We start from the raw sequence: 15,837 nt of genomic DNA, 5'->3' as shown, positions 1-15,837 counted from the left end.
GCTAGCCGGGCATCTTGAAGCCGCGGTCGAGGCCGGGCTCCCGGCGGCGCAGGATGATCACGCCGGCCGAGACGACGGTGAAGGCGACCAGCGTTCCCAGGCTGGTCAGGTCCGCCAGCAGCTCCAGCGGGAACACTCCGGCCAGCAGGGCGACGAACCCGCCGACGATGACCGTGCCGAGGACCGGGGTGCCGGTGCGGCGGTCAACGCGGTGGAAGGCGGCGGGGATCAGCCGTCGCGGCCCATGGAGTAGAGGATGCGGCTCTGCCCGTAGAGCACCACGAGCGTGACGCTGACGATGGAGAGCACCGCGCCGGCCGAGAGCAGCACGCCCGGCCAACCCGCCCCGGTGGCCTTCGCCAGGATCGCCGACAAGCCCGCTTCCTGGCCCGCGAACGCGGTCCAGGGCTGGGCGCCGACCCCGATCAAGGCCACCAGGATGTACACCGCTGTGACCACGAGTAGGGCACAGATGATCGCCAGTGACAGGGTACGGCGCGGGTTCTTGACCTCCTCGCCGGCCGTGGAGACCGCGTCGAGGCCGATGAAGGAGAAGAAGACGGTGGAAGCGGCGGCGCCGATCCCGGCCATGCCCATGGGCGCGAAGGGATGCAGATTCGCGCTGTCGAAGCCGGTGGCGCCCAGCACGACGAACAACCCCAGCACCGCAAGCTTGAGCAGCACCATCACGGTATTGACCAGCGCCGACTCTTTGGCACCACGCACCAGCAGAACGCAGCACAGCAACACCAGTACGACGCCCGGGAGGTTGAGGTAACCGCCGGCACCGGGCGGTGCGGAGATGGCCGCCGGCATCTGGAAGCCGAAGAGGCGCTGCGTCAGGTCGTTGAGGTACTGGCCCCAGCTCACCGCGATGGCCGCGCCGGAGACCGCGTACTCCAGAACCAGACACCAGCCGACCGCACAGGCCGCGAACTCGCCGAGCGTGGCATAGGCATAGGAATACGAGGACCCCGAGACCGGTACGGCGGAGGCGAGTTCGGCACAGCACAGTGCGGTGAGCGCGGCCGCGACGGCGCCGATGGCGAAGGAGACGGTGACGGCGGGGCCGGCCTCGGGAACCGCCGCGTTCAGGGCGAAGAAGATGCCGGTGCCGATGGTCGCACCGATCCCGATCGTGGTGAGCTGGAAGGTACCGACGGTGCGGCGCAGTCCGCTGCCGTCGGCCGGGGGTCGGCCTCCGCGGAGAAGGCCGCCACCGGCTTGCGGCGCAGGAGCTGGTGGCGGAGGGACGTGCTGGGTACGGGTCTCAAGGCAGCCTCATTCCGGGAGCGATGGTGGGATGCGTCGTGGTCAGGGGAGGTCGCGGCGCATGAGGTCGGCGTAGGTCTCCCGGCGTACGACGGGGCGGGACCGGCCGTCGTGGCAGAAGACGACGGGTGGACGGCGGGCGGCGTTGTAGTTGTTGGAGAGGGAGTAGGTGTAGGCACCGGTGACGGGGACGGCGATCAGGTCGCCGGGGCGCGGATCGTTCAGGGGTACGCCGGCGCTGAGCACGTCGCCGGATTCGCAGTGCCGGCCGACGACCCGGCACATCTCGCCGACCGGGCCGGCCGGCCTGGTGGCGATCGCCGCCTCGAAACGCTGCCCGTACAGGGACACTTCGAGGTTGTCGCCCATTCCGCCGTCCACCGCGACGAAGGTCTCGCCGCCGGCGCGTTTGACCGTCACCACGCGGTAGAGCGAGACCCCGGCCTCCGCGACCATGGAACGGCCCGGCTCGATGAGGACACGGGCGCTGGACGGCAGCAGATCGTCGGCCGCGGACAGCAGCGTGTCCAGGTACTCGTCGACGCTCGGCGGCCGGTCGTTGTAGGTGTAGCGGGCGCCGAGGCCGCCGCCGAGGTCGTACACAGGGAACTCGCCGAGTTCGGCGAGCGCCGCCACGGCCCGGGCGAAAGGCTCGGTGTCGAGGATCTGCGAGCCGATGTGCACATGCAGTCCGTCCAGGCGCAGCCGGGCACTGGCGCGCAGCCGGGCGATGGCCTCACGCGCCTGCGGCAACAGCAGGCCGAACTTCGATCCGCGCTGGCCGGTGGAGACCGCCTCGTGGGTGTCAGGGCAGACATCGGGGGTGACCCGTACGAGGACGGGCTGCCGTTGGTCCGGTGTGCCGGCGAGTATGTCCTCCAGCCGGTCGATGTCGTCGAAGTTGTCGATGACGACGAGGCCGGCGCGGGCCTCGACGGCGGCCCGGAGATAGTCGTCGGTCTTGGCGTTGCCGTGCACGATCAGTTTGGCGGGGTCGGTTCCCGCGGCCAGGGCGAGGGCCAGTTCGCCGCCGCTGGCGACGTCGATGCCGAGGCCCTCTTCGGCGAGCAGCCGGTAGACGGCGGTGCAGGGGAACGCCTTGGAGGCGAAGGCCACCGCCGAATGCGGCCGGCGGGCGGCCAGGCCATCGGCATAGTGGCGGGCCCGGGCCCGCAACGCACCCTCGTCGACAAGCAGGGCGGGGGTCCCGTAGCGCTCGGCAAGCTCGGCCACATGGCACCCGCCGATACGCAGCGCCCCGTCGGGCGCGGTGGTGGTGCCGGGCGGGAAGAGCTGGAGCGGGTCGAGGGACGAGGGACGGACGGGCATCGCAGCGGTGGCGGTGGTGGTGGTCGCGGCGACCATGGGGCTTCTCCTGGGCGGGTCGACGTCGAAGGACAGGCGGACGGGATCGGGGCTACGGGAACGGGGCGTTCGCGAGGGGCTGCGCACCATGCTGAGGCCCGCGTCACTGTCCGTCGTTGGCGAAATCGCCTAGGGTCCGCGCATGGAAATGACGGAATCGCCAAACCCGCCGGGCGCGGGACCTCCGCCGGGCCCGGCCGGAGCGCCGTCGGCCCCGGCCGGTCTCGGCGGCACCAGCGAGGAGCTGTTCGCCCTGGCCAACGCGGTCGCGGCGGTCATCGGCGGTTCGGTGGCGATAGAAGACCTTGACCACCGGGTGCTGGCCTATTCGTCGATTCCCGGCCAGCGGATCGACGAGCTCCGCCGCCGCGGCATCCTGGAACGGCGGGTCCCCGAGGATCCTGAGCAGCTGCGCCAGTACCGCGAGGTGCTCGGCGCGCGGGACGTCGTACGGCTGCCGGTCCTCGCATCCGACGAGCTGCCGCGCGCAGCTGCCGCTGTCCGGGCCGGGGATCTGCCGCTGGGCACCATCTGGGCGATCGAGGGAGAATCCCGGCTCGATGCGGCGGGCGCACGGGCGCTGCTGGACGGCGCACGGCTCGCGGCGCTGCACATGCTGCGCCGTCGCAGCTCGGCAGAGCTCGAACTGCGGGCCCGCGGGGACGCCCTGCGGGCCGCACTGCGCGGTGACGGGCCCGCACAGGAGATCCGCTTCCAGCTGGCCCTGCCCGAGCGGCCACGGCCGGCGCTCCTGGGTTTCACCCCGGCCGCGTACGGGCCCGACCGCACGGGCCCCGCCGTCGTCCGGCTGGCCGACGCGGCCGCGCGGCACTGGGCGGCCGTACACCACGGCGCAGCGGTGGCCACCGTCGGCCGCACCGTCTACGTTCTGCTACCGCAGGCCGGACCGGACGAAGCCCGCCGCCTCGCCGAACAGGCCGTAGCCGCCCTCGGCCGGACCCTGGACACGCCCCTGCGGGCCGCCGTCGGCCGTTCCGCCGACGACCTGGCGGAACTGCCCCAGAGACGCGCCGAGGTGGACGACATCCTCCGCGTGACCACGGCCGGCCCGGACACGCCGGCCGTGGCCGCCCTCACCGACGTACACGCCCAGGTGCTGCTGCTCCACTGCGCCGACGAACTGGCCCGCCGCCCTCATCTGCGGCACCCCGGCATCGAGGCCATGCGCGACCACGACCGCGCCCGAGACACCGATTACGCGGCGTCGGTTGTCGCCTGGCTGGACGCGGCGGGCAATGTCGCCGAGGCCGCCCAGCGGCTCACCGTCCACCCCAACACCCTCAAATACCGTCTCCGCCGAGCCAACGATCTGTTCGGCATCGACCTCGGCGCCCCGGACGTCCGCCTCTCCTGCTGGCTGCAGCTGCGGCTGCCGGCCACTCGTCCCTGACCTGGAGCGGGGGCCACCACCCTCGGCCGGCGGACGTCCGGCCCGGCGGCCCGCGACAAGGCCGAGTACCGCCACCGCAGTGCCGTCGAGCGATGCGTCAGCAAGTGGCAGCAGTACCGCGCAGTGGCCCGCAGGTACGACAAACGTGACTGCGTCTTCAACGGCACCCTGGCCGTTGCCGCGATCGTCATCAGGCTCTGCGGCATCGTCCAAGAGGCATCAGAAGCGGCCTGGACGTCAGCCGAAAGGCACACGCCCCTGAGGTTGCGGTCAGGATCGGTTGGCGCACGATCGTGGGCCTCGCGCTGCGGACGATGGTCGTCGGGCCAGGGAGACGGAGAGCGGTCAGCGGTGAGCTGACAGGGCCTTCCTGCGAGCCGCGCCAGGCGGCGGGCACCGACCGGGTGATCCGTGCGAGGTGCTCCGGTACGCCGACCGGTCGCGTCGCGGAGGTCCGGGCCGTCGACACGACCCTGGGCGAGCCGCGCGCACGGGTGCTGGGCCTCCGTGCCCGCCCGGCCCCGCCAGGCAGGTGGATGATCTGCTACGGCTCCCGCGGCCCGAGCCACCAGGGGCTGCGGCAATCACGTCCGCCGATGGCCGGTCGTCGCACGCACCGCAGCGGCACGCCTTGCCAGCTGCCGAGCGCCGCAGGGTAAATATGGACCATGACCGGACATTCAGGGCGCTTTCGGCGCTGGTTGAGCCGCGCGCCCAGACGTTCCGCTTCCCGGGGCGTCCCCCTTACCGAGAGCGATCCAGGCGAACGGCCGGGTGAACACCCTGCGGGAGCCGGGGGCTCGCGGGGCCTGCGGGCCTGGTTGACGACGCGCAGCGTCGCCCGGGAGGTCTTCCTGCTCCAGCTGGGGCTCGTGGTGCTGCTCATCGCGGCGGCAGTGGTGGCCGTCGTCGTCCAGACGCGGCGGGACATCATGACCGACGCCCGGCACCGGACGCTCGCCGCCGCCGAGTCCTTCGCGCACTCCTATGGGCTCCAGGAGGCGCTGAACAGCAACGATCCGACCGCCAAGCTCCAGCCCCGCGCCGAGGCGGCCCGCAAGGCATCCGGCGTCGACGCCCTCATCGTGTACAAACTCGACGGGATCGCCCTCACCCACAGCGACCCGCGGGAGATCGGCAAACACGTCATCGGCCCCTATGCCGAGGCCGCCCGGGGCAAGACCTTCACCAGGACCTTCCAGGGCGCCCTGGGCCTCTCCGTGGTCTCCGCGGCGCCCGTCACGGACTCCTCGGGCAGGGTCATCGCCATCGTCGCAGCGCCGGTCACGGTGGAGAACGTACAGAAGTCGGTCAACCGGCAGCTGCCCCTCTTCCTGGGCACCGCAGTCGGGGCACTGGCACTCGCCGGAGGCGGCGCGGGACTGGTGAGCCGCCGGCTGCGCCGGCAGACCCACGGTCTGGGACCGACCGAGATGACCCGGATGTACGAGCATCACGATGCGGTCCTCCACGCGGTCCGGGAGGGCGTCCTCATCGTCGGCCGCGGGGGGCGGCTGCTGCTGGCCAACGACGAGGCACGGCGGCTGCTGGACCTGCCGGCGGACGCGGAGGGACGCCACGTCGGCGAGCTGGGCCTGGACAGTCGCACCGTCGACCTCCTGTCGTCGGACCGGACCGCCACCGACGAGGTGCACCTGGCCCAGGACCGGCTACTGGCCCTCAACAAGCGGTCCACGGCCCCTTACGGAGCCCATCACGGGAGCGTGGTGACCCTGCGCGACACCACGGAACTGAGGTGGCTGACAGGGCGTGCCGAGAGGGCGCGGGAGCGGTTGCGGCTGCTGTACGACGCGGGGGTACGCATCGGCTCCACGCTGAATGTCGAACGCACTGCCGCGGCGCTGGCGCAGGTCGCGGTCCCCCGGTTCGCCGACATCGTCGCCGTCAAGCTGCGGGAGCCGGTCCTGCAGGGCGAGGAGCCCGCCGCGGCGGGTGCCAAGCTGCACCGGGCGGCCCTCGCGGGCCTGGCGGCGGACCATCCGCTCCACCCCGTCGGCGAGCTGATGGGGTTCGTCCCGGGCACCCCGGTGGCGACGGGTGTGGACCAGGGCCGCTCCATGGCGGTGCCGGACCTGGCCGGCTCTTCCGAATGGCGGTCCCAGGACCCGGAACGCGCCCGACGCATCCTGGACCACGGGGTGCACTCCTTGATGGTCGTACCGCTGCTCGCCCGGGGCGTAGTGCTGGGAGTGGTGGACTTCTGGCGGTCGGGCAGCTCCCCTCCGTTCGACGACGAGGACCTGTCCTTCGCCGAGGAACTGGCAGGTCGGGCCGCCGTGGGGATCGACAATGCCCGGCGCTACACCCGTGAACGCACCATGGCGATGACGCTGCAGCGCAGCCTGATGCCCCGCGGGCTGCCCGAGCAGGACGCCCTGGAGGTGGCGCACCGCTACCTCCCCGCGCAGGCGGGAGTGGGCGGCGACTGGTTCGACGTCATCCCGCTGCCCGGCGCCCGGGTCGCGCTGGTCATCGGGGACGTCGTCGGACACGGACTGCACGCCGCCGCCACCATGGGCCGGCTGCGCATCGCCGTGCACAACTTCTCGGCCCTGGACCTCTCCCCCGACGAGCTGCTGGGCCACCTGGACGAGCTGGTGACCCGCATCGACGTCCAGGACGAGGACACCGAGGCCGGGCCGGCCATCACCGGCGCCACCTGCCTGTACGTCGTTTACGACTTCGTCTCCGGACGGGTCACCGCGGCCACGGCCGGCCATCTGCCGCCGGCCGTGGCCTACCCCGACGGCAGGGTGGAGTTCCTGCACCCCCCGGTCTCGCCGCCGCTGGGCCTGAGCGGCGGCCTGCCCTTCGAGCCCGCTGAGCTGTCACTGCCGGAGGGGTCCCGGCTGGTGCTCTACACCGACGGGCTGGTCGAGGACCGCAGCCGGGACCTCGACGAGGGGCTGGAAGGGCTGCGTGCGGCCCTCGCCGGACCGGACCGGACGCCGGGGGAGACCTGCGCCACCGTCATGCAAGCGCTGCTGCCGACCAGGTCCGCCGACGACGTCGCGTTGCTGGTGGCCCGGACCCGGCGGCTGGACCCGGCACGGGTCGCCGAGTGGGACGTGGCCCGCGACCCGGCGGCCGTGGGCCCGGTCCGCAATGCCTGCGTCCGGCAGTTGACGGACTGGGGTCTGGAGGACCTCGCCTACAGCACCGAGCTCATCCTCAGCGAACTGATCACGAACGCCGTTCGCTACGGCTCCGAGCCCATCCACGTGCGGCTCCTGCACACCCGGACCCTGATCTGTGAAGTCTCCGACGGCAGCAGTACCTCCCCGCACGTCCGCCAGGCGAAGGACACCGACGAAGAAGGCCGTGGCCTCTTCCTCGTCGCGCAGTTCGCCGAACAGTGGGGCACCCGCTACTCCCCCAGGGGTAAGACGATCTGGGCCGCTCAGACGGTCGGCCCCGACGCCCCACCTTCGGACGACGAGCCGGAGGAGCACCTCCCCGGCCATCGAGAGGACAGCGCGGAGGGATGAGGCCATGGCCTGGCGGCCGCGCCCGGAAACGAGGGTGGTGCTCGTGCGTGTCCGGCTCCCCGCGTGGCGCCTGCTCGCCGCGGTGACCTGGCCCGATCACCGTCCTGACCGGCGTCCGCAAGGGGGCGGAGTACTCTGGCTCGGACCCTTGCTGAAGAGAGAAATGTCGGACAGTGGCATGCCGCCTGGTGTGGCGCCGGGATGGCCTGCACGCCAAGGCGTCGGCGGCCTCGCGGGAGTGCCGAGGACACCCGCTCGGCGAGCCTGCCAGGCCCCTGTGTGTACCGCCTCACCTCCGGGTGTGCGCCGTCCTTGGCGGTCGGGCCGCCGTACTGGCCGTGCTGCGACCGCATGGCTCGTTGCCGGCCCTGTCTGCTCCGCCGGCCACCGGCGGACCGCCCCCCACCCCGCATCGCTGGAGGCGTCGTGGTGACACACCATCGGGTCCGCGCAGGCGCTCTCGTCTGCTGTCTGGGACTTGCGGCACTGGGGCTGAGTGCCTGCCAGGGAGAGCAAGCCACCCGGCCGGTCGAGCCGGCCCGGGCCCAGTCGGCCGCGGAGGCGGGCGGGACGGCGGCGCTGGTCAAGGCGGCGAAGCGGGAGGGCAGGCTCAACGCGATCGCACTGCCGCGGCCATGGGCCAACTACGAAGGACTCATCGACGGCTTCGAGAAGAAGTACGGCATCAAGGTCGTCGTCGACAATCCGTACGGCCACAGCCAGCAGGAGATCGACGCTGTGAAGCGCTACCGCGGACAGGAGCGCGCCCCCGACGTGCTCGACCTCGGGGACTCCTTCGCCCAGTTGGCGGCGCGGCAGAACCTGCTGGCCCCTTACCGGGTCGCGCAGTTCGACCAGATTCCACCGGAACAGAAGGATCCCAAGGCCCGCTGGTACAACAACTACGGTGGGTACATCTCCATCGGCTGCGACGCCGCCCGCGTCCGGACCTGCCCCGACTCCTTCGCGGATCTGCTCCGGCCGGAGTACAAGGGCCTGGTCGCGATCCACGGCGATCCCACGATCGCCGGTTCGGCCTTCGCCGCCGTGTACGCGGCGGCACTCGCCAACAGAGGGTCATTCTCCAACATCCAGCCGGGCATCGACTTTTTCGCCCGGCTCGACAAGATCGGCAACTACAACCGGGCCGACCCCAACCCGACCGCCATCGCCCAGGGCAAGACGCCGATCAGCATCGAGTGGGACTACCTCAACCTGCAGCACGTCGACCAGCTCCGCGGGACGGGCGTCGACTGGAAGGTCTCCATCCCGTTCGACGGCAGCTTCTCGCAGTACTACGCACAGGCGATCAACAAGCACGCCCCCCACCCGGCCGCGGCGCGCCTGTGGGAGGAGTACCTCTTCAGCCCGAAGGGTCAGAACCTCCGACTCGTGGACTACGCCCGCCCGGTGCTGATGGACTTCATGGCCAAGACGGGCACCCTCGACAAGGCCCTGGCCTCACGGCTGCCGACGGTCGAGGGCACACCGCAGTTCCCGACCGAGGCCCAATTGAACAAGGCATTGCGCACCGTCCGTCACAACTGGCCCCAGGCCGTCGGCGGCTGATCCGTCCTCGCCGGGCCCGGTGCGGACGCTGACGAACACGAAGCTGTCTGTGTCGCCGCATGATTCAGCCACCACGTCGCTGCCGCATATTCTTCCGGTCGCCATTCTCCGGGCACTCGGGAGTTATCGACGGATCCTGATGGATATCAGGATTCCGCTGGTGGCGGCGAGACTCCCGCGCCTAGAATATCGCGCGCTGCTCGCGATGGCGGTCGGTGAGGTTGGCGGTGGGGGGCGAGGGCACCGTGATTGAGCTGCAGAAGCACTCAATGCGGGGCGATGCCGCCCGGGGCCCTGAACGTGCGTTCGCTTTTCTTGGCCCGCGGCACTTACGACTCGTCAGTAATATCGCCAAAAGATCGCTACCAGGCGGCCCACGAAACAGCAGTGGGTCCTTTTCCTTTTCCGCGGCTTTCGCGACGGGCTTCCGCTCCTGGGGCCACGAAGTGGACGTGCAGCGAGAAGCGGGCGCTTCGTTTTCGAGACAAGAGAAGTGTGGAGTGTGATGCCGTGAACCGAGTCGGCAGAGACTCGCGCCGGTCGGCCCGCAGGCATGCGGGACCGCTGGTGCGCATGGGGTTATCCGTTCTGTTAGTGGCCGGCGGCGCCGTGGGAGCGACGGCTGGACCGGCCGGCGCTTCGACCGCCGACGGCACGCTGACGGTTGAGGTACTGCGCGACTTCTTCGGCACCGGCGTGATCAACGCGACGATGGACGTGCCGCAGCGGGGCATGAAGGTGGAGATCTCCGACGCTGCGGGGCACGCTGTCACCGGCGTCACGGATGCCACGGGAAAGGTCGTGGTGTCGCGGTCGACCGTGCTGAGCGGCGGCCGGTACCGCGTCGACGTCAGCGTCCCGGCGCCGTACAGCGGCTATCTGCGGGCGGCGCCTGCATCGACGGCGGACAACCACTTCGACAGCTTCACGTCGTTCGTGGATGTGTCGGACGGAAAGAACGCCTCGGTGGTGACGGGGGTGTGGGATCCGGCCGACTACGCCCTGCCGGACTCCCTGTACTTCGTGCCGGTCCACAACGGCGCCAACGGAACCGACACCCGGGCATTGGTGGCGTTCGGGACGAAGAGCCGGGGCACGTGTCCTACCGATGTGTCGTGCCCGGCCACGCTGGCCACGCAGGCCCAGGTGGGCACGACGTTCGGGTTGGCGTACGACACGTACCGCAGCCGGCTGTTCCAGAGCGCGTTCGCCCGCCGGTACGCCCCGTACGGGCCGAAGGGCGGTGGCGCGATCTACACGGTGCCGGTCAGCGGCTCGGGAGCGCCGGAGCTGTTCGCGCGGGTGCCGGGCGCCGCCGTGACGCCGCACGACACCGCCAACCTGATGAAGGATCCTGGGTTCACCGACGCCCCGGGCAAGGAGAGCATCGGTGGCCTGGCCCTGTCCGAGGACGGCTCCACGCTGTACGCGGTGAACCTGCTGACCCGCAGCCTGGTGAGCTTCCACGCGACAGGGGCCACCGCCTCGGTGCCCCAGGCGACGGTGCGGATCCCGGACCCGGGGTGCGCGAGCCCCGGCGACTGGCGGCCGTTCGGGCTCGCCACCCACAACAACACGCTGTACGTCGGCGGCGTGTGCACCGCGGAGAGCACGCAGCAGCGCGCGGATTTGAAAGCCGTCGTCTACACCTACGACGGCAAGCGGTTCACCACGGTGCTGACCCACTCACTCACCGACAAGCGTGGCAGCGTCTTCGGTTCCGGCGACAAGGCCACCCACTGGAACCCGTGGAACACCACCCTGGCCACGTGGGACGACCGGAAGGCGGGCGGCGTCTTCATCGATCCGCAGCCGGAGTTGGCCTCCCTCGCCTTCGCCCGCGACGGCTCGATGATCCTGGGTTTCCGCGACCGGTTCATGGACGTGCTCAGTTGGGGAGGGCTGGACCCCCGCCCGGGGAACGACACGGCGGAAAACGGCATGTCCGGTGGTGACATCACCATGGTTTGCGCCACTCCCACCGGTGAATACCAGTGGGAAGGCACGGGGAGCTGCCCCAACCACGCCACCCCCGCCAACAGTGGCGGCCAGGCCGCCGATGTCGTCGAATACTTCCCGGGCGACTCCTACGCCAACGCGCACCAGGAGACCGCGCTGGGGTCGGTGGCCTATATCCCACAGCAGCAGTGGGTCGTCAGCACGGAGTTCGACCCGGTCGTCAACGTCGCGACCTCAGGCACCGGGTACCACGACATCACTACCGGTCAGGGCCCGGGCAACAACCCGACCGCCAACGGGTTCCAGTTCGTCAGCCGGGAACAAGGCGGGTTCGGCAAGGCCGGCGGGCTCGGTGACATTGCGTACGCGGCGGCGAACGCGCCGATCCAGATCGGTAACCTCGTGTGGTTCGACGGCGACCACAACGGCATCCAGGACCCGGCGGAAGTGCTACTGCCGGGAGCCACGATCAACCTGCTGGACGCGGGCGGCAAGCAGGTCGCCACGACCAGGACCGATGCCGCCGGCGAGTACTACTTCGGGGGCGTCGGCGCCGCGTACGAGCTCACACCCGGTGCCACATACACGGTGCAGTTCGACGTGTGTACCGCGGACACCAGCAAGGTGCCCGGCCAACCCCCGGCAAGCGAGCTGCGGTTCACGCTCCCCCGCGCCGGTGCCAACCGTGCGCATGACTCCAATGTGACCCCGCCGACCACCGGGCAGTTGTGCAACGGCTTCGCCCCCGTCACGGCGCCGGACAAGCCGGGCGGGGTCGATCACACCATCGACGCCGGGGTCTACATCCCGAAGGCAACACCGACACCGACACCGACCCCGACTCCGACTCCGAGCGCAACACCGCCCTCGCCACCGGCCTCGACGCCTCCGTCACCCGCGCCGTCCGCCCACAACCCGGGCCCCTCCGGGGGGAGCACGGGTTCGCTGGCGCACACCGGTTTGTCCGGCCTGCCAGGGATGATCGCCCTGGTCGGTCTGCTGGTGGGTGCGGGCGTGGTCATCACGGTCATGACCCGGAAGCGTCGCGCCCAGAAACACTGAACGCACCGAACAACAGTGGTCTGCCTGCCCGCGGTCCGGATGACGTGGTCGGGCAGATCACGTCTCGGCCGGTCCGCAGGGGCCGGCCTTGGCGTCGTCTGTCACTGGACTGCCGAGTGCCGTCGCGACCGCACACGGCGGCCGAGCAGGGTGGTGATCGAGAGGGTGAACCAGAAGAGTGTCAGTGTCGAGCCGCGTGCGGCGCGGGAGAAGCCGGCAAGCTCTACCGGGCCGAGCGACTGACCGGCGCCGATGGCTGCGGCCGCGCTGGGCGGCAGCGGTCATCGGCACAGCGGCCGTCGCGGTGACCGCAGTCCTCCTCGCCGGCCACGGCTCCGGCTCCAGCGGTCCGCGCGCCCTGACGTCGGAGGAGGCGAACCGGCTGGCGATCACGCGGTTCCGTAACTTTCAGGCACACGGCCGCGCGGTGACAATCACTGTGCCGGGCACCGCCGGTGGGCTGACCGTCACCGGGTCCGTCGACTACCAACGCAAGCTCGGTTACGGCGTGGTGCACGGCACCGGGCGCGACACCTCCAGCGACGGGCTGATCGAGTGGACAGCCACGTCGGTGTTCGTTCACCCCATGGGGAACGCCCCGGCGCACGCACCCGCTTCGCCGCCCCGCTCGGCCTGGTACGCACGTCCGTTGCAGTTGTCCGGCAGCGCGCTGGACAGTTCGCTGGCCATCGCGCTCGGTCTCGGCAGCGACCGGCCGGACAACGCCGAACTGCTGCCGCAGAACGGTGCCGCCTGGTGGGGACGAGACCGGGTGGACGGGCATCGGGTGGAGGTCATGACCGGGCCGTCCTCCCGCGACCGCTCCGGTACGGCGGGCAACGTGCGTTACTGGGTCGGCTCGGACGGCACCATGTACCGGGTCCGCGTCAGCGTGGGTTCCCAGTCACAGCCGGTAGTCATCGATTTCGACACCCAGAAGTACGTGCCGGTCAAGCCGGTACCCGGCGTCCCCCCGACGCGGTAGCCGCTGTTCAGGACGTCCGCACCCGGGCGTCCGCGGCGAGTAGGGACGCCGACGGCAGTGGGATGCCTGCCGTGTCCGGCAGGGCCGGAACGGCCGGTACAGCGGTGGCGCCCGTAGTGGTGGCGTGGGGGAACTGCGGCTGTGGAGCAGGCGCTGCGACCTCGGTGAACGGGATGCCACCGGGCGCCGTCGGCATCGCCCACCTGCCGGCCGGCGAGGGCGAGTGGGCGGGAAGCGGGCAGGACGCGATCGTCGCGAGGCGGGCGGGCACCGTGGTGCGCAGGTCGTTGCCGCGCAGGCAGTTGCCCCGCCCTCGCGTAGCGGTGGGGAAGGTCCAGCCGACGTCGACGCCGTTGCCGGTGAACGTGTTGTCCACGATCTGGTTGCCGACCGGAGGCAGGTCGGCGGTTGCGGTGATGACCAGGCCGGCGTTGCGGTTGTCGGCGATGCGGTTGCGGACGAACTGGTTGTCGCTGCCGCCGTCGATGCCGATGCCTGTGCCCCACCCGCCGTCGGCTTGCGCCGGGGTGGCCTTCTGCTGGTTGGCAGCGATCAGGTTGCCCGCGATGACGGCGCCCTGCTGCGGGAGCAGCTTCTCCTGGTGGTCGGAGTTGGTGGTCAGGCCGACCCGGTTGCCGACCAGGCGGTTGCCGATCACGTACATGTCCTCGCTGGCGTTGGTGCCTTCATAACCGACCGCGTTGAGTTCGGCGATGTTGTCGCGCACCACGATGCGGCATGGCTTGCACTGTCCGACGTAGATCCCCGAGTCGGCCCCGCCTGACGCGTACGAGTGCTCGATGACGCCGTTCTGCGCGGAGAACGCGTAGATGCCGTACAGACCGTTGCGGGTCGCGGTCACGTAGGAGACCAGGAACGACTTCAGGAAGGTGACGGGTTCATGGCCGGTGTCGTAGCCGCCGCTTTGCCCCGGCAGCCCGGCGGCCGCCTTCGCCGAACCGGTGACCAGCACGCCGTTCTGCGTGTTGTTCTTTACGGTCAGGTTCTGCACGGCCACCCCGGGGGCCGCGACGACGACACCGTTCGGCTGCTGCAACCGCCCGTCGATGACGACCTTGTCCCGGGACGCACCGCGAAGAGTGATGCGCGCGGTGTCGATCTTCACCGACTCGTGGTACACGCCCGGCGCGACCAGCACCAGGTCACCGGACCGAGCCAACGACACCGCATCCGAGATCGTCGGGGCATCGGCAGGCACTCGGATCGTCACCTGCGCACCGGCCGGCCGCCGGCCTTTGCCCGATCCGCCATCGCCGCTGCCGCAGCCGGCCACAAGGGTCAGCGTGCCCACTACCGCCGCCACCACGCGAAGAGCTAATCGAGGCATGATCCCAGTCTGGCATGACGCCCAAGTCCACGCCAGAATCGCGAGGTTGACCGGCACGTACGAGGCGGGTATGGCACGCTGCACACCATGCACCGAGCCGATCACCACCCGTCGCGCCGCAGGTTCCTCGATGTCACCGGCGCCGTGGTGGCCGCCGGCCTGACCGCCGGGTGCACATCGGACTCCGCCCAGTCAGACCGGCACGCCCGTACCCCAGCGGCCACGCCGGCGCCGGTTGCGGCGATGGGCCGCCATCAGGCAGGCATCACGCTTCCCCAGCCGGCCCAGCCCAACCTGCTGGCCGTGGTGGCCGACCTCGGCACCACCGTGGCTCCCGGCCCCTTGCTCACCGAACTCGGCCAGGCCATCCGCACACTCACCACGGGGACCGACCCGCGGTTGCTGGGCCTGCCGCCGGGCGACCTCACCGTGACCGTCGGCGTGGGCCCCCGGCTGGTGCGCACGGCCGGTGCCTCGCTGCCCGGCACGACCGACCTCCCGCGATTCTCCCGCGAACGGATCGCACCGCGGGCACGCGGCGGAGACCTGCTGATACAGATCTGCGCCAGCGACGCGCTGCTCTTACCGGTCGCCGCCGCCGCGCTCCTGGACCAGGCCGGTGACCGCATCCGCGAACGCTGGCGGCAGTCCGGACGCCACGGTACGAACGTGTCCGTCGGCAACGGCCTTACCGCTTCACGAAACCCGCTCGGTTTCATCGATGGCATCGTGGGCCCGCGCACGACCGCCGAACAACAGCGCGACCTGTGGCTGGCCGGGCCCCCCGCGGTCGCCGGCGGCACGCTTGCCGTGCTGCGGCGCATGGAACTCGACCTGCCAAGGTTCGCCGCCCTGTCCGTAGCCGAGCAGGAAGCGGTCTTCGGGCGGCGCCGGGCCAGCGGCGTCCCCCTCTCCGGCGGCAGTGCCGCCTCGGGTCCGGAACTCGGCGCCAAGACACCTGACGGGCGCTATCTCGTCCCCGCGGATGCCCATGTGCGCAGAGCGCACGCCACCGCGGTCGGGGTCGGGCTCATGCTCCGCCGCTCCTACAGCACCGACGAGCCCGCCCCCGGCCTGCTCTTCATCAGCTTCCAGAACGACCTGCGGACCTTCACCGCCACCCTCACCCACATGGACACCTCCGACGCACTGCTGCCATTCACCACCACCACTGCCAGCGCGACCTTCCTGATCCTCCCCGGCTTCGACCGGCAACATCCGCTCGGTTCCCAGCTGTTCGGCTGATCAGGCCGTAATTACCGACCCGGTCACCGAGAGCTGCCGCCGCCGCGCTCCACCTCGTACTGGAGGGTGCGCCGCTGCCACCGGGGTTGGTGGAGTAGCGGTAGTTCTCGGG

At 70.9% G+C, this 15,837-nt stretch carries 10 protein-coding genes; 6 read left to right on the top strand and 4 right to left on the bottom strand.

The genetic code is table 11. The features are described from left to right. Position 1 precedes the first annotated feature (1 nt). The 3 genes from IG62_RS49430 to lysA form a co-directional block, all read right to left on the bottom strand. A complete protein-coding gene (locus tag IG62_RS49430) occupies positions 2-136 on the bottom strand; it encodes a hypothetical protein (protein ID WP_267887846.1) in 135 nt (44 codons plus the stop codon). A 92-nt stretch (positions 137-228) separates the two neighbouring features. Continuing rightward, positions 229-1,107, bottom strand: coding sequence for an amino acid permease (locus tag IG62_RS48225; RefSeq protein WP_234326192.1), 879 nt, complete (start codon positions 1,105-1,107; stop codon positions 229-231). Positions 1,108-1,314: 207 nt separating this feature from the next. After that, positions 1,315-2,637 carry a diaminopimelate decarboxylase gene (lysA, locus tag IG62_RS0101990; protein WP_234326163.1) on the bottom strand — a complete coding sequence of 441 codons (1,323 nt, stop codon included), beginning with the start codon at positions 2,635-2,637 and terminating at the stop codon, positions 1,315-1,317. A gap of 142 nt (positions 2,638-2,779) precedes the next feature. Here lysA and IG62_RS0101985 point away from each other — a divergent pair, with 142 nt between their 5' ends. The 5 genes from IG62_RS0101985 (at position 2,780) to IG62_RS0101965 (ending at position 13,132) form a co-directional block, all read left to right on the top strand. Then, positions 2,780-4,048, top strand: coding sequence for a PucR family transcriptional regulator (locus IG62_RS0101985; protein ID WP_107052882.1), 1,269 nt, complete (start codon positions 2,780-2,782; stop codon positions 4,046-4,048). A gap of 668 nt (positions 4,049-4,716) precedes the next feature. Then, positions 4,717-7,557, top strand: a complete 2,841-nt coding sequence (locus IG62_RS0101980; protein ID WP_078871745.1) for a SpoIIE family protein phosphatase/ATP-binding protein — start codon at positions 4,717-4,719, stop codon at positions 7,555-7,557. A gap of 429 nt (positions 7,558-7,986) precedes the next feature. Further along, positions 7,987-9,126: an extracellular solute-binding protein gene (locus IG62_RS0101975; RefSeq protein WP_030796731.1), complete on the top strand. Its 1,140-nt coding sequence runs from the start codon at positions 7,987-7,989 to the stop codon at positions 9,124-9,126. Positions 9,127-9,699: 573 nt separating this feature from the next. Further along, positions 9,700-12,147, top strand: a complete 2,448-nt coding sequence (locus IG62_RS0101970) for an SdrD B-like domain-containing protein (protein ID WP_199812390.1) — start codon at positions 9,700-9,702, stop codon at positions 12,145-12,147. Positions 12,148-12,451: 304 nt separating this feature from the next. Beyond that, on the top strand, positions 12,452-13,132 hold the full coding sequence (locus IG62_RS0101965; RefSeq protein ID WP_030796725.1) for a hypothetical protein: 681 nt from the start codon (positions 12,452-12,454) through the stop codon (positions 13,130-13,132). 7 nt (positions 13,133-13,139) lie between these two features. Here the strand turns inward: IG62_RS0101965 and IG62_RS0101960 are convergent, their stop codons facing one another. Continuing rightward, positions 13,140-14,351: a right-handed parallel beta-helix repeat-containing protein gene (locus IG62_RS0101960; protein WP_030796723.1), complete on the bottom strand. Its 1,212-nt coding sequence runs from the start codon at positions 14,349-14,351 to the stop codon at positions 13,140-13,142. 216 nt (positions 14,352-14,567) lie between these two features. On the opposite strand from IG62_RS0101960, the gene IG62_RS0101955 reads away from it, so the two are divergent. Next, positions 14,568-15,725 carry a Dyp-type peroxidase gene (locus IG62_RS0101955; RefSeq protein ID WP_030796720.1) on the top strand — a complete coding sequence of 386 codons (1,158 nt, stop codon included), beginning with the start codon at positions 14,568-14,570 and terminating at the stop codon, positions 15,723-15,725. The last annotated feature ends 112 nt before the right edge of the window (positions 15,726-15,837 follow it).

It is taken from the genome of Streptomyces sp. NRRL S-337, assembly GCF_000720175.1.
In the GTDB taxonomy this organism is placed as follows: Bacteria; Actinomycetota; Actinomycetes; order Streptomycetales; family Streptomycetaceae; genus Streptomyces; species Streptomyces siderophoricus.
Note: the sequence above shows the minus strand (reverse complement) of the source record. Positions and strands in the feature narration are given on the sequence as shown.